Origin of the sequence: Haladaptatus sp. DYF46 (assembly GCF_021083305.1) — an archaeon.
Classification (GTDB): Archaea; Halobacteriota; Halobacteria; order Halobacteriales; family Haladaptataceae; genus Haladaptatus.
This window is the reverse complement of the sequence record NZ_JAJFAY010000001.1, coordinates 897,133-909,979: the sequence shown is the minus strand read 5'-3', so window position 1 is coordinate 909,979 and position 12,847 is coordinate 897,133. Positions and strand designations below refer to the sequence as shown.

The following is a 12,847-nucleotide window of genomic DNA, read 5'->3' as shown; positions in this document are numbered from 1 at the left end:
GACCGCGAGCGTGGCAGGGCTTTCAGAGTCCTCTTCGGTAGTAGCCGAAACGCTAGAACGACCAAAATCAACGCGACGAAGTGGACGTGACCCAAACGTGCGAGGTCGTCGTCACGACCTATGAACCCCTTTGATCCTCCATTCGACGGAGATGCTGGTGAGCGGGAGGTCGTGCCGTGCAAACAGGTCGTGCATCTCGATCAGTAGTTCGGTCGTCACGTCGTCCGCCTCTACCCCGTCGAGACGGAAGACTGTCTGTTCGGTGGCGATACGTTTTTCCGGAGAAGGTTCGTTGTCGGACATGCTTCGATACCTCGAAGCAACCGAGGTCAGTGCTGCTACACTGGCCTTTCGGCGGATACCCCGGTTTGCTTCGTCCGACATATCAGATTCCGGTGAATTAATTCTATTGGTTCGAAGGGTCGCGGAAGATAGCGCGAACACACCGTCTCAAAATCGAACGCGGTGCGAGTACCCATCTCCGGTCCCGCCGCACCCTACTTCCACGGGTTCGTCACGAGATCCGAATGAACCGCGGTTCCGACCTCGATTCGGCAGTCGGTTCGCGGGTAGGCGATACAGAGCAGGACGTAGCCGTCCGCCAACGAATCCGGTTTCAACGCCCGTGGCTCGCGTTCGTGTTCGACGTCGCCGGACAGCAGGCGACCGGTGCAGGTTGCACACGCTCCCGTTCGACAGCCGAAGGGAAGGCCGACGTTCTCTCTCTCGGCCGCCTCCAGCACCGATTCGGTGTCGGTCGCGTGAACCGTTTCCGTCCCGCCGTCGCGCCACCGGAGTTCGACGCGGTGTGCGTTCGCTCGCCTCACTGCCACACGTCGCTCGTGCAGTCGCCGTCGGGCCACCGGATTTCGTGCGCCCGCGCGGGACCGTTCGGCATCTCGCCGAAGTCCACGAGGAAGTCCTCGTCCAGCGTCATCGTCCCTTTTCGCGGGTCCACGTCGGCTTTGAGCATCACGGACCCCTTTTCGGCCTCCTCCGGGTAGAACTGGTTGTCCCACGTGGAGAACAGCGAGGTGGTCCAGTACAGCCGTTCGCCGTCGATGCTGAGTTGGAGCATCTGCGGTCCCGCGACGACGGGCCTATCGTCCTCGCCGGTGGGGTGGCGCGGGCCGTACAACCCGCCCGCCCAGAGTTGGTCGGCGAGGCGCGGGTTCGACGGGTCGCTCACGTCGTACATGCGGACGTCGCCGTGGAGCCAGTTCGAGAAGAACAGGTAGCGGTCGTCCATCGAGACGAGAAGGTCGGTGATGAGACCCGGCACGGGCATGTCCCAGTCATCGTGTTCGCGCGGTTCGATGTCGATGACCTTCTCCGCGAACCACTCCTTTTCGCGCTCGTAGAAGTGGAAGATGTTGGACGAGAGCGCCGCGCCGACGTAGCCGTGGGCCGACTCGGGGCTGTGCAGGAATCGGACTTCCAACGGAATCATGCCCTCCTCGCCGAGGTCGATGGTCTGTTGAAGCTGTCGTTCCTGCCAGTCCCAGAAGTGGAGTTTGTGGCCGTACTTACCCGCCTCCACGTCCTCCAAATCGAAGCCCGGATAGTAGGTCTTCGGCGCGGCCCACTCCGAGGAGACCATCACGTTGTGCCGCGGCTGATACCAGAAATCGTAGTTCATCCCGATTTCGCCCGGCGGGTCCCACCGTCCCTCGATTTCGAAGTCGTCGTTCAGTTCGAGGAAGCCGCCCGGCAGGTCGCCGTCCTTGTCACCCAGCATCGAGATGAGGATCTCCCCGTCGGGAATACAGTGGACGGTGTGCGGTGCCGAGAGGTCGTACTCGTACACCTCCTCCGGTTCGATGACCTTGACGATTTCCGGGTTCTCGCGGTCCTTCGTGTCGATGATGTGCAACCGCGAGGAGCGCTGGCCCGGAACCACGAGGTGGCGTCGTTCCAACCCCTCGACGTGGCAGGACGAGGAACAGGCGTTCCACCCGAAGTGGTGTAGTTCGTCGCCCTTGTTCGGCATCTCCACCCGGTCTATGACCTCCGTGTACGTATCGGAGTCGGGATTCACGTCCACGACCGACAGGAAGTCGGGCGCGTCCACGTCGGTTCCGACGTACAGCGACGGGACGTAGGCTATCTCCTCGCGTTCGCTCTCCTCGATGGCGGCCTGCGGCGTGGCGTATCCGGGCCCCTCCACGTCGTGATGGTGTTCGTGGTGTTCGTGTGCTCCGCTTTCGGATGATTCGGTATCGCTCATTGTTCCCCCAATGTCCTTCGGTAGCAGCCGTCGTGACGAGGGGCTTTGCGGCAAAAATTGCCTATTTGTCGGCGCACACCGTTTTCGTCACACCGTGAACCACACCATCTTCCCAACATTCGCAGACGGTTGTATCGATTAATGTCTCTCTCGTGTCATTTCCACGACTTCGATAAGGGGTGTCGCACGCGATACACTGGTCATACGACGCCGTTTCTGGTCCACAACATGTGATTTATGACCATTCGAGCACCGGTGAAATATTTTCGAAAGGCCAGAACCACAAACGGTTTCGGTTGAGAACTACCGGACGTGCTGTTTCCTACATCGGTCATCGTCGGCGTGCTGGCTTCCAGCGCGTTGGTGATAGGGAGTTTCCTCGGCGCATTTTGGACGCCGCCGGACGACATCGTCGCGGCCGCGCTGGCGTTTTCGAGCGGGGCACTCATCACGGCGTTGACTTTCGACTTGTTTCAAGAGGCGTTCGAGATGGGCGGCCCGTGGTGGGCCGGGGGCGGACTGATGGCCGGTGCGGCGGTTTTCGTCGGCGCGGATGAGCTCATAGACCGTCTCGCTTCGAGCCAGTCGGGATTCGCGCTGTTGGCCGGTGTCACCCTCGACGGCGTCCCCGAGAACACCGCCCTCGGCGTCACGATAGCAGGCGGTGGACACGTCCACTACCTCACCCTGCTGGTCGCCATCTTCGCCTCGAACCTCCCCGAGTCGCTCAACGGCGCGACCGACATGCGCGGACAGGACTACTCGAAGTACGAAATCATCGGCCTCTGGGCGCTCGTGGCCGGCCTGTTGACCGCCGCGGTCGTTATCGGCAGCATCGTCTCGGCCGGATTCGAGGACAGACTCCTCGCCGCGGTTCGCGCCTTCGCCGGCGGTGCAGTGCTCGCGTCGCTGGCCGCGACCGTCATGCCGGAAGCGTTCGATGAAGGAGGTCCGCTCGTCGCGCTGGCGACGGCCGCCGGGTTCCTCCTCACGTTCGTTTTGACGGCCTAAAAGCCGGTCGCACCGCTCATCGTCGTCGTTCTCCGAAAAAGACCGTACCGCGTCAGTGGCTTATTCGTACAGCCACTCGGCGTCGACCGCTTCGTAGTCGACCAGTTCGTCCTCGTCGAAGAACAGGTCGATTTCGCGTTCGTTCGCTCCCTCGTCCTCGTGGTCCGAACCGTGAATCACGTTTCGGCCGAGGTCGAGACCGAAGTCGCCGCGGATGGTGCCCGGGGCGGATTCGGCTGGGTCGGTTTCGCCCATCATGCGGCGAACCTGTCGTGTCGCGTCCTGCCCTTCCCAGACCATCGCAAAGACCGGTCCGGAGGTGATGAACTCGACGAGGCCGTCGAAGAACGGCTTGCCCTCGTGTTCACCGTAGTGGTCGTGGGCGAGTTCCTCGCTGATCTGCATGAACTTGCCGCCAACCATCTTCAGACCGCGGTCCTCGAATCGGGAGACTATCTCGCCGATGAGGCCGCGCTGAACGCCGTCGGGCTTGACCATCACGAAGGTCCGTTCGCTCATTCGTTACCACTCTCTGCTTGGCCTTGCTCGGTCCATTCGAGGTCGCGCGGTTCGCGACCGAGGTCGGCGTTCTTCTCGCACTTCGCCGAGCAGTAGTGGATGGTCGTTCCGTCTACGCGGACGAACATCGTTCCCGTTCCGGGTTCGATGTCGTTTCCGCAGTAATCACACTCTCGCGTCTGTGGCATTATTGTCCTCCGATGGAGTCTGCCTCGCGTGCGGTCTCTCGCAACTGGAGCACGTCGCCCTCTCGGACGGGTCCGAGACAGTTGCGAGTGATGATGCGCCCTTGGTTACCGCCTTCGCGGATGCGGCATTTGACCTGCATGGCCTCGCCGTGCATCCCCGTCTTACCGACGATTTCGATGACTTCGGCGGAGGTGGAGTCCTCGTTTCCGGTCTCTTCAGCACTCATCGTCTACCACCTCACCGAAGTTCCTCGACCTTCGAGGCGATGTCATCCACGTCGTCGCTGGCTTCGCCAGCGTCAACGATGGCGGCGGCGGCGCTGCCGACTTCGAGTCCGGCCGCGTGACCGACATCGTCCTGCGTCTCGACGAAGATGAAGGAGATTCCCTTCTCGTCGGCGAGTTCGGGCAGGTGCATGACGATTTCCTCGGGCTGGACGTCTTCTGCAACGTAGATGAGGTCGGCGTTGCCACGCTCGACAGCCTTGGTCGTCTCGTTCGTTCCTTTCTTTACACTTCCTGTGTCCCGTGCGACTTCGAGCGCGTCGAGCGCTCGGTCCTGCAAGTCGGCTGGGACGTCGTAGTTGACGTATACTGGCATAGGTTGTTCACCTCCCTACGCGCTGGCTCAGGCTCCCCTGCCGGATGAGTCCTGTGCGGCTAGGAGCATCATCAACCCCGCGTAGGTTGTACCCTCCAGTAGAGTATGCCCCCATAAAAACGCTTTCAAATCATCGACGGGGTGGCACGGTTGCGCACACGCTTCTGTCCCCCGATTTCGGGCGATTATTGATGCGAGTCGAACTCGGGTTTCCATTCGTCGCGGAGGAGTCCGTCAAACAGCGTGTCGTGGTACGTCCCCCGAAAAAACACGTGTTCGCGTGGGCGACCCTCGCGTTCGAACCCGAGGCACTCGGCGAGCGCCCGTGACCCGTCGTTGAAGTCACCGATTTCAAGGCAGAGGATGACAAAAAGGTTTCAATTTATCGGAAGAGGGGACAAAATGCCGTCCGAAACGTTTCCGAGGAATCCGAACACCCGTTTTGTGGCTTCGGCACGTACGTGCGTCCATGAATGGGGGGCGGACATGAGTACCGAGACCGCGCCGGAGGAACAGGACCATCACCTTCCGGCACCCGACGATTGGCCGAAGGGGTTCGGTGAAGCGTCGTGGTGGCCCTTCGTCTCCGCGGTGGGCATCGTCGGACTGTACGTCGGCGCGGGACTGTACGTGTTGAGCCACGGCGGAAACTCCTACGTCCCGCAAATCACCAGCCCGGTTCTCTTCGTCCTCGGAACGGCGGTCTTCCTCGTCGGACTCTACGGGTGGTTGTACCACGGGTTCGTGGATCACTATTGGCACGAGGAGGGACACGGACAGACGAAACTCCGATGGGCGATGACGCTGTTTCTCGGGACCGAAGTGGCGACATTCGGCGCGGGGTTCGTCTACTACTTCTTCATCCGCGTGGGGACGTGGCCACCGGCAGGACAGGCGCTCCCGGACGTGCTGACTTCACTCGTCCTCGTCAACACGCTCATCCTGATTTCGAGCAGTTTCACGCTCCACTATTCGCATATGTCGCTCCTTCGCGGAAACCGGGAACGGTTCATCGTCTTCCTCGGCCTGACGATTTTGCTGGCGCTCGTCTTCCTCGGCGGCCAGATTTACGAATATAACTTGTTCATCACGCACGAGGGGTTCACCATCACGTCGGGAGTTTTCGGAAGCGCCTTCTTCGGCTTGACCGGACTCCACGGACTTCACGTGACGCTCGGTATCGTCCTCATGAGCGTTCTGTTCATTCGGGCGGCGTACGGACAGTTCTCTTCGGAACGCGATACGTCGGTCACCACCGTCACGATGTACTGGCACTTCGTGGACGCCGTCTGGATCTTCCTCGTCGTGGCGCTGTACGTCGGGTCCACGCTTTCCGGGTGACTAACGACCATGACACCCTTTGTCATGGCCAAAAAACATATACGGAACGCGCGTATTCGTTTAGATGGCGAGGTCCCCGCATTAAATGCGAGCGGGTTGACGCCATCACGTAACCCCACCTCGCCCGACTCCTGGCTTTTGTCCGACCGAAGAGAAACATCCATGCGACGGACCGACCAAGGTCCGCTGTGAACGTCTCGTCACTGGTGACATCGCTTCTCGAAGAGGCCCGACGGTCGAACGAGCGACGGCTACTCGTCCTCGCGGGAAACCGCGAAAAGGGGTACGAAACCGCTCGGAGCGCGCTCGCCGGTGCGGAAATCGCCGACGAAACGACCACACAGGTCGGCCCGCGACGGGTCCTCGACTGTGAGCAAGTGAGCCAGCGTCGCGCCGGAACCCTCCTCGGAACGACTCACGAGGCCATCGTCTTCGACGCCCACGACGAACTCCAACCGAACGCGCTGGGCCGAGTCGTCGGCGCGGTCGACGGCGGCGGCCTGTTCGTTCTCCTTACGCCTCCCCTCGATTCGTGGCCGACCCGCAGGGACGACTTCGACGCGACGCTCGCGGTGCCGCCGTTCGAAGTCGAGGACGTAACCGGACATTTCCGACGACGATTCGTCTCCCTCCTCCGCGCACACCGCGGTATCGCCATCGCGGACGTGGATTCGGAAACCGTCGAGGACGACGGTCTGACACACCCCGTGCCCCGACTCGCCGACCGGGAAAGGGGGGAGGCACCCCCGACGGCGACTGTCGCGTTTCCGCAGGCCGCCGTCGAGGCCTGTCTGACCGACGACCAAGTCTCGGCGGTCGGCGCCTTCGAGACGCTCCGCGACCCGAACACCGCCGTCGTCGTCGAGGCTGACAGGGGTCGGGGAAAGTCGAGCGCCGCCGGAATCGCCGCCGGGAGTCTCGCCGCCCAGGGCGAAAGCGTGTTAGTGACGGCGCGAACCTACCGGAGCGCCCGCGAGGTGTTCGTCCGCGCGGCCGCGCTGCTCGATTCGATGGACGAACTAGCGGACACGGACCACGAGCCACCGACGCGAATCGCGGCGAAATCGGGCGGTACGGTCCGATTCGAGAAACCGACCGACGCAATCGACCGCGTTGGGTCGGGAGATGAACGAGACGAAACCCCCGGCGTCGTGTTCGTGGACGAGGCCGCCGCCCTCTCGGTGCGTCTGCTGGAGCGGTTTTTGAACTTCTCCCGCGTCGCGTTCACCACGACGATTCACGGCTACGAGGGAGCCGGACGGGGATTTTCGGTGCGATTCCGAGACCGACTCGACGGGAGCGACCACGACGTGACCGACGTGACGCTGGACGAACCGATACGGTACGCGGCGGGCGACCCGATAGAGGTCTGGGCGTTTCGCGCGCTTGCCCTCGACGCCCGCCCCGCGGTGGACCCGCTCGTAACCGACGCGACGCCCGAGGAATCGGAGTACCGGATGCTCGACGCGGGCGATTTGCTCGCCGACGAGAACCTGCTCCGGGAGTCGTTCGGTCTGCTCGTCCTCGCACACTACCGGACCGAACCGGCGGACCTCGCCCGACTGCTCGACGCCCCGAACGTCTCGGTGCGGGCGCTCCAGTCGAACGACCACGTCGTCAGCGTCGCCCTGCTGGCACGCGAAGGGGGCCTCCCCGAGAACGTCCGCGAACACATGTACGACGGCGGGCGCGTGAAGGGCAACATGCTTCCCGACGTGCTGACGACGCAACTCCGTGACTTCGAGGCGGGAATCCCCGTCGGGATGCGAATCATGCGTATCGCCACCCACCACGCGGTGCGCTCGTCGGGGTTGGGGTCACAGCTCCTCGCGTCGATTCGCCGGGAGTTTTCGGACCTCGATTGGCTCGGCACGGGGTTCGGTGCGACCCCCGAACTGCTTCGATTCTGGCGGGACAACGGCTATCGAACGGTACAACTTTCGACCACGCGCAACGACGCCAGCGGGGAGTACTCCGCGCTCATGTTCGACCCGATTTCCGACGCCGGATACGACCTGTACGACCGCCACGCGCGTCGGTTCGTGGGGCGGATTCCCTCCGTTCTTTCGGACGCGCTCGCCGACATGGACCCGGACGTCGTTCGCGAATCCCTCCGAGCGACGGCCGCCGAAGTTTCCCCGTCGCTCACCGACTGGGAGTGGCGTTTGGTCGCCGCCAGCGCCTACGGGCCGGGGCAGTTCGACCACGGTCCCGCCCCGTTCCGAACGCTGGTCGTGAAACATCTCGTCGATCCCGACGACACCGAAACGCTCTCACCGCGACAGGAGCGGTTGCTGGTGCGGAAAGTCCTCCAAGCCCATCGCTGGCCCGCGGTGGCCGACGAACTCGGCTTCCACTCGGCCGGCGAAGCGATGCGAGCGTTGGGTGCGGCGTTTCAGCCGCTCGTCGACCTGTACGGAAACGAGGCCGCGATGGAAGAGAAACGACGCTATTCGGACTAATCGAGTCGGTCGTCGCCGACGATTTCGTCGGGTCCCGTCGTGAGGATGTGACGGCTCACCGTTCTGTGGGCGCGTCGAAGTCGCTTGGACAACGCTTGCTGGCTGATATCGAGTTGTTCCGCGAGTTCGCTCAGGTTCGTCGTTCGTGGTACTTCGAAGTAGCCCGCGTCGAGCGCGGCGTTCAACGCCGCACGCTGTTTTACCGTGAGGAGGAACTGCCCGTCGACGGTCGGCGTTTCGGGAGTGTGCAACCGCTTCAGTTCGATCGTCACGTCGTGGTGGGTCAGGTCGGCTTGGAGTTTCGAGATGTGGTCCCGGTGTTCGAACCGCATTTGGAAGTCCCAGCCCTGCTTTGCGGCGGTCCCCGTGAGGATGACCGGGTCGCTTTCCAGCACGTCCTCGACGGTCGATTTCGTCTCATCGGCCCACTCGATTCGATACAACGAACCGTACGGAATCTCCGTGAGTTTCGTCACCGACACCGTCGTCGGATCAGCACGGAGTTCCTTCTCGACGGCGGCCGCCGCTCCCCCACACACCCAGATGTACGGAAGGACACGACTGGCGGGATGGGCGACCATCCGCTCGATTTCGACGGCCAAGTTCGGAATCGCGTCGAAGGTCGCGGAGAGCGCGAACTCCTCCGTTGGGATCGTGAACTCTGCAATGACGCTCATTCCTTTGATTCCCTCCAATGCCTGAGACGAGCGGCCATATCAAGGATTTGCCTCGATAAGGATGCGACCGTCGCTGAGAACGACCACTTCACACTCACAGTAGGTAAAGGTAACTCGCCCGGTATCTCTCATGCGACCACCCCAACTGTTCGCGAACAATTCATCGAGTGCGTCGGCGTTGACGGTCTCGAAAAGCGGCGGCATCTCGTTCGTTTTCGTGTTCGTCACCGCCGCCGCCGCGGTGACGACACCTTCCGTGACTGTCTCGTTGGGACCGATGTCGTACACAAAATCGGCATCGTTCTCCAACTCGGCAACGTCCATAGCATAATGCAATCGCGCGGCGTCCCTGAAACGCGGGGTTATTCTTGAAACCCATTTATAACGCACGTTTCAATCTGTCCAAAAAACCGGCGGTACCGCCATGTGGCTTCAATCCGTGATTCCACTCGATGGAGTGTACAGAAGACGGTTGTGAAAACGAAGCAGCAGTTAGACTCCACGTTCCGTGGAACGAAAACCGCGTCGTCTGTACCGGACACGCCAGAGTGCTAGCACGACGGGACGGCGTGGTCGCCGAACCGTTGGAAGGGATCGACTGGGAGTGACGGAGGGACGGGACGAATGCGTGCCGACGGTATCTTTGATTCCTCCGGCGGATGACGCAGACTTCGTGTTTCCCACCCGTAGTTGACGACGGTGACGACGGAAACGATACCGTCGGAATCAGCAGGGAATACGAAGCCCTCCTTCGGCGACGCCTCAGTCGCCCTTCATCCGCCAGGCCCGCACCTGCCCTTCCCCGCTGAGGACGTCACTCGCCGAACTGGCTCGTTCCGTCCTCGTGGCCGTATGGACGGTGGAAATGCGAGAAACGAGAAAGGAGGACGCCTATTCGTGGGCGAAGTAGGTCAGCGTCTCGCCGTCGTATTCGTTGTCTCGCGGTTCCTCCGCTCGACCTTCCGTGGCGCTTCGCGCCACGCTATCGACTCTGGCGAACCCGACGCGTTCGAACTGCACGATGTCGTCCACGTCCGCCTCCGCGAAGTCGGGTTCCGCCGTGCCCTCCACGTCGCCGTCCATGGTTCGCATGCGGACCGGGACGTTCGCATCGGCGGGCACCCAGTGAATCACGTCCACGCCCTCCTCGCGGACGGCGCTGATGTCGTCGCCCGTGTACTGGAGGGCATCGCGGGTGTGCTGGAAACAGCCCAATCCCTTCAGCCAGACGCGCTCGCCGTGGTCCGGAATGTCGTCGGTTTCGATGAGTACGGCCTCGCCCGCCGGGATGTGACGCGTACCCCTGTCCTCGTGGTCGGGGTGAACCGGCGGTTCCGCCGCCTCGGGGTAGTCGCCGATGAGCGGGTATTCCACTCCACTACGGACGAAGAAGAAACGCGGCGCGTCGTCGTCCACCAACTCGCGGTTGTTGGCGTAGATGGTGCTCATGGCCAAATCGACGTTGCTCGTGGACGTGCCGAGGCCGACCATCGCCTCGCGGATGGCTTCGCCGCGAATCCCGCGACGGCGGACGCTCCGGAGCGTCGGGGCGCGCGGGTCGTCCCAGCCGTCGAGTTCGCCCTTCTCGATGAGTTCCTTGATGGTCGAGGTGGACATCTTCACGTCGTACTCGTCCACCTGCACGTGCCCCCAGTGGATGGTCTCGGGGTACTCCCAGTCGAAGTAGTCGTAGACGAACCGCTGTCGTTTCGCCGAGTCCTGCAGGTCGATGCCACGGATGATGTGCGTCATGCCCGTCAGGTGGTCGTCCACGCCGGACTGGAAGTCGAGCATGGGCCAGCAGCGGTAATCTGCGGCCTCGGGCCGCGGGTGGGGCGTGTCGATGATTCGGAACGCCACCCAGTCGCGCAGGGCGGGGTTCTTGTGTTCGATGTCGGTCTTCACGCGGAGCACCATCTCCCCGGACGAATACTCACCGTCGATCATGTCCTCGAACTCGGAAAGCGTCGTCTCCACGTCCTTGTCGCGGTGTGGACACGGCTTCGCGTCGTTTTTGAGGTTCGAGAACTCCTCGCCGGAACAGGAGCAGGTGTACGCGCCGCCCTTCTCGATGAGGTCGCGGGCGTGGTCGTAGTAGATTTCGAGGCGGTCGCTGGCCGTGATGACCTCGTCGGGTTCGAAGCCGAGATAGTCGATATCCTCCAGAATCGCGTCGTAGGCGTCCATGTCCGGACGCTTCGTCTCCGGGTCGGTGTCGTCGAACCGGACCAGCATCTCCCCGTCGTAGAGGTCCTTGTACGTCCCGATGACGGCGGGCATCCGCCCGTGCCCGATGTGCCACGGGCCGTTGGGGTTCGGCGCACAGCGCATCCGAATCTCGTCGTACTCCTCGGCGTTCGGAAGGTCGGGGAGCACCCGGTCGTCTTCCTCGTCCTCGGCCTCCAGTTCCGCGACGAGTTCGGGGTCGAGTTCTTCGAGTCGGTCGCGGCGACCCGCGGCGTCCAACTGGTTCACCTGCGCGACGACCTTCCCCGCGATACCCGGCACTTCGCCCCCGTGTTCGCGGAAGTCGGGATTCTCGCCCATCAGCGACCCCATGATGGCACCGACGTCCGCGTCGCTGTCGTGTTTCAACGCGTTGAACAACGCGTGTTTCTCCGCCTCCGTCTCGATTCGCGTCCGCAACTCGTCGTCCATTATGGGGTTCTATTCCCGCCCGTCTCAAAACTCCCGCGAATCGCACGTGGTCGGAAACGACACTGCTGGCGCTCATCGACCTTCGTCTCGGAAAAACCGACGGTACCTCAGTAGCCGCGTTCGATGAGGTAGTCGGCTATCTGTTCGAGCAGGAAGCGGGACTCGTTGTCCGGCAGGACGCTCAAATGGTCCTTGCCGCGTTGGACGAGTTCCTGTGCCGTTTCGGTGGCGTAGTCGATGCTTCCGGCCGCTTCGAGGCGCTGTACCGCCGCATCGATTTCGGCTTCCGTCACGTCGCCGAGATCGTCGGTTTCGACCAGCGAATCCACGTCCACACCCTGACTGCGGGCGTGAAGCGTGATGATGGTCTGTTTGTTCTCCACGAGGTCGCTTCCCCGCTGTTTGCCGAGTTTGTCGCTCGGAACGGTCAGGTCGAGCACGTCGTCCTGAATCTGGAACGCCCGTCCGACGTCGATACCGTATCGGTACAGCGCTTCCGTCGTCTCCTCGTCCGCACCGAGGAGGACCGCCGGAACCTTCGCCGCCGCACCGTAGAGGACCGCCGTCTTGTTCTCGATCATTTCGAGATACTCGTCCGGGAGGACGTCGGGACGCTCCTCGAAGGCGACGTCGAGCGCCTGTCCCTCACAGATTTTCGTACAGGTTGATGCGAGTACGTCGAGCGCGGTGACACAGCGGTCCGGCGTGGCGTCCGTCTCCAGCATGATTTCGAACGCCTTGGAGTAGAGCGTGTCTCCGGCCAGAATCGCCGTTTCGGTGTCGTAGGCGCGGTGAACGGACGGAACGCCGCGGCGCAGGTCGTCGTCGTCCATGATGTCGTCGTGGATGAGCGTGAAGGATTGTATGACCTCGATGCTCACCGCGGCGGCCATCACGTCCAGTTCGGTTCCGTCGAGCGCCGGGAACTTCCGGTACGCCTCCGACATCGGTTCGACGTCGGCGAGCGCGTCCGCGACGAGCAGGAGAACCGTCGGACGAAGCCGCTTTCCGCCCGCGTCGAGCAGGTAGCGGGACGCCTCGTAGAGACGTTCCGGTTCGACGATCGGGAGTTCCTCCTCGATGGCCGCGTTGACCAGTTCGCGGCGCTGTTCGACCGTCTCCATGACGAGTTCTTCGCGTGACTCCGTACTCGCGTCAGTCAT

16 protein-coding genes are annotated in these 12,847 nt (G+C 62.6%); 5 read left to right on the top strand and 11 right to left on the bottom strand.

Going from position 1 to position 12,847, the window contains the following annotated elements:
- Positions 1-111: 111 nt before the first annotated feature.
- From LJF34_RS05160 to LJF34_RS05150, 3 genes are all read right to left on the bottom strand, one after another.
- Positions 112-303 (bottom strand): hypothetical protein, encoded by a 192-nt coding sequence (locus LJF34_RS05160; protein WP_231183714.1) that lies wholly within the window; start codon positions 301-303, stop codon positions 112-114.
- A 194-nt stretch (positions 304-497) separates the two neighbouring features.
- A complete protein-coding gene (locus LJF34_RS05155; protein WP_231183713.1) occupies positions 498-827 on the bottom strand; it encodes a 2Fe-2S iron-sulfur cluster-binding protein in 330 nt (109 codons plus the stop codon).
- A complete protein-coding gene (locus LJF34_RS05150) occupies positions 824-2,227 on the bottom strand; it encodes a selenium-binding family protein (protein ID WP_231183712.1) in 1,404 nt (467 codons plus the stop codon). Before LJF34_RS05150 ends, LJF34_RS05155 begins: the two co-directional genes overlap by 4 nt.
- Before the next feature lie 312 nt (positions 2,228-2,539).
- On the opposite strand from LJF34_RS05150, the gene LJF34_RS05145 reads away from it, so the two are divergent.
- Positions 2,540-3,238 carry a hypothetical protein gene (locus tag LJF34_RS05145; RefSeq protein WP_231183711.1) on the top strand — a complete coding sequence of 233 codons (699 nt, stop codon included), beginning with the start codon at positions 2,540-2,542 and terminating at the stop codon, positions 3,236-3,238.
- A 60-nt stretch (positions 3,239-3,298) separates the two neighbouring features.
- Here LJF34_RS05145 and ndk read toward each other — a convergent pair whose 3' ends face one another.
- Genes ndk through rpl7ae form a run of 4 tightly spaced genes read right to left on the bottom strand, consistent with a single transcriptional unit; the run spans position 3,299 to position 4,546 of the window.
- Positions 3,299-3,757 carry a nucleoside-diphosphate kinase gene (gene ndk, locus LJF34_RS05140; RefSeq protein WP_231183710.1) on the bottom strand — a complete coding sequence of 153 codons (459 nt, stop codon included), beginning with the start codon at positions 3,755-3,757 and terminating at the stop codon, positions 3,299-3,301.
- Positions 3,754-3,945 carry a 50S ribosomal protein L24e gene (locus tag LJF34_RS05135; RefSeq protein ID WP_007978742.1) on the bottom strand — a complete coding sequence of 64 codons (192 nt, stop codon included), beginning with the start codon at positions 3,943-3,945 and terminating at the stop codon, positions 3,754-3,756. The genes ndk and LJF34_RS05135 overlap by 4 nt, the downstream gene beginning before the upstream one ends.
- The gene (locus LJF34_RS05130; protein ID WP_231183709.1) at positions 3,945-4,172 is read right to left on the bottom strand and encodes a 30S ribosomal protein S28e; all 228 of its coding nucleotides are present in this window, start codon (positions 4,170-4,172) and stop codon (positions 3,945-3,947) included. Before LJF34_RS05130 ends, LJF34_RS05135 begins: the two co-directional genes overlap by 1 nt.
- A gap of 11 nt (positions 4,173-4,183) precedes the next feature.
- A complete protein-coding gene (rpl7ae, locus tag LJF34_RS05125; protein ID WP_231183708.1) occupies positions 4,184-4,546 on the bottom strand; it encodes a 50S ribosomal protein L7Ae in 363 nt (120 codons plus the stop codon).
- A gap of 191 nt (positions 4,547-4,737) precedes the next feature.
- Here rpl7ae and LJF34_RS05120 point away from each other — a divergent pair, with 191 nt between their 5' ends.
- The 3 genes from LJF34_RS05120 to tmcA all read left to right on the top strand — a co-directional run bounded on the left by LJF34_RS05120 (position 4,738) and on the right by tmcA (position 8,349).
- A complete protein-coding gene (locus LJF34_RS05120; RefSeq protein WP_231183707.1) occupies positions 4,738-4,875 on the top strand; it encodes a hypothetical protein in 138 nt (45 codons plus the stop codon).
- A gap of 157 nt (positions 4,876-5,032) precedes the next feature.
- Complete coding sequence (locus LJF34_RS05115; RefSeq protein ID WP_231183706.1) at positions 5,033-5,887, top strand: heme-copper oxidase subunit III; 855 nt, start codon at positions 5,033-5,035, stop codon at positions 5,885-5,887.
- 188 nt (positions 5,888-6,075) lie between these two features.
- Positions 6,076-8,349 (top strand): tRNA(Met) cytidine acetyltransferase TmcA, encoded by a 2,274-nt coding sequence (gene tmcA / locus LJF34_RS05110; protein ID WP_231183705.1) that lies wholly within the window; start codon positions 6,076-6,078, stop codon positions 8,347-8,349.
- On the opposite strand, the gene LJF34_RS05105 is transcribed toward tmcA, so the two are convergent.
- Both LJF34_RS05105 and LJF34_RS05100 read right to left on the bottom strand, forming a co-directional pair.
- Positions 8,346-9,026 carry a helix-turn-helix domain-containing protein gene (locus LJF34_RS05105; protein WP_231183703.1) on the bottom strand — a complete coding sequence of 227 codons (681 nt, stop codon included), beginning with the start codon at positions 9,024-9,026 and terminating at the stop codon, positions 8,346-8,348. The genes tmcA and LJF34_RS05105 overlap by 4 nt on opposite strands.
- Before the next feature lie 39 nt (positions 9,027-9,065).
- A complete protein-coding gene (locus LJF34_RS05100) occupies positions 9,066-9,350 on the bottom strand; it encodes a HalOD1 output domain-containing protein (RefSeq protein WP_231183702.1) in 285 nt (94 codons plus the stop codon).
- A 128-nt stretch (positions 9,351-9,478) separates the two neighbouring features.
- Between LJF34_RS05100 and LJF34_RS05095 the strand changes: the two genes are divergently transcribed.
- On the top strand, positions 9,479-9,634 hold the full coding sequence (locus LJF34_RS05095) for a hypothetical protein (RefSeq protein WP_231183701.1): 156 nt from the start codon (positions 9,479-9,481) through the stop codon (positions 9,632-9,634).
- A 283-nt stretch (positions 9,635-9,917) separates the two neighbouring features.
- Here LJF34_RS05095 and LJF34_RS05090 read toward each other — a convergent pair whose 3' ends face one another.
- Complete coding sequence (locus LJF34_RS05090; RefSeq protein WP_231183700.1) at positions 9,918-11,684, bottom strand: glutamate--tRNA ligase; 1,767 nt, start codon at positions 11,682-11,684, stop codon at positions 9,918-9,920.
- A gap of 107 nt (positions 11,685-11,791) precedes the next feature.
- Complete coding sequence (locus LJF34_RS05085; RefSeq protein ID WP_231183699.1) at positions 11,792-12,847, bottom strand: polyprenyl synthetase family protein; 1,056 nt, start codon at positions 12,845-12,847, stop codon at positions 11,792-11,794.

Bases quoted from the DNA above. Each gene is read 5' to 3' on its own strand.
- LJF34_RS05160 (WP_231183714.1), bottom strand. From the start codon at position 303: ATGTCCGACAACGAACCTTCTCCGGAAAAACGTATCGCCACCGAACAG.
- LJF34_RS05150 (WP_231183712.1), bottom strand. From the start codon at position 2,227: ATGAGCGATACCGAATCATCCGAAAGCGGAGCACACGAACACCACGAA.
- ndk (WP_231183710.1), bottom strand. From the start codon at position 3,757: ATGAGCGAACGGACCTTCGTGATGGTCAAGCCCGACGGCGTTCAGCGC.
- LJF34_RS05135 (WP_007978742.1), bottom strand. From the start codon at position 3,945: ATGCCACAGACGCGAGAGTGTGATTACTGCGGAAACGACATCGAACCC.
- LJF34_RS05130 (WP_231183709.1), bottom strand. From the start codon at position 4,172: ATGAGTGCTGAAGAGACCGGAAACGAGGACTCCACCTCCGCCGAAGTC.
- rpl7ae (WP_231183708.1), bottom strand. From the start codon at position 4,546: ATGCCAGTATACGTCAACTACGACGTCCCAGCCGACTTGCAGGACCGA.
- LJF34_RS05120 (WP_231183707.1), top strand. From the start codon at position 4,738: ATGCGAGTCGAACTCGGGTTTCCATTCGTCGCGGAGGAGTCCGTCAAA.
- LJF34_RS05115 (WP_231183706.1), top strand. From the start codon at position 5,033: ATGAGTACCGAGACCGCGCCGGAGGAACAGGACCATCACCTTCCGGCA.
- LJF34_RS05105 (WP_231183703.1), bottom strand. From the start codon at position 9,026: ATGAGCGTCATTGCAGAGTTCACGATCCCAACGGAGGAGTTCGCGCTC.
- LJF34_RS05100 (WP_231183702.1), bottom strand. From the start codon at position 9,350: ATGGACGTTGCCGAGTTGGAGAACGATGCCGATTTTGTGTACGACATC.
- LJF34_RS05095 (WP_231183701.1), top strand. From the start codon at position 9,479: ATGGAGTGTACAGAAGACGGTTGTGAAAACGAAGCAGCAGTTAGACTC.
- LJF34_RS05090 (WP_231183700.1), bottom strand. From the start codon at position 11,684: ATGGACGACGAGTTGCGGACGCGAATCGAGACGGAGGCGGAGAAACAC.
- LJF34_RS05085 (WP_231183699.1), bottom strand. From the start codon at position 12,847: ATGACTGACGCGAGTACGGAGTCACGCGAAGAACTCGTCATGGAGACG.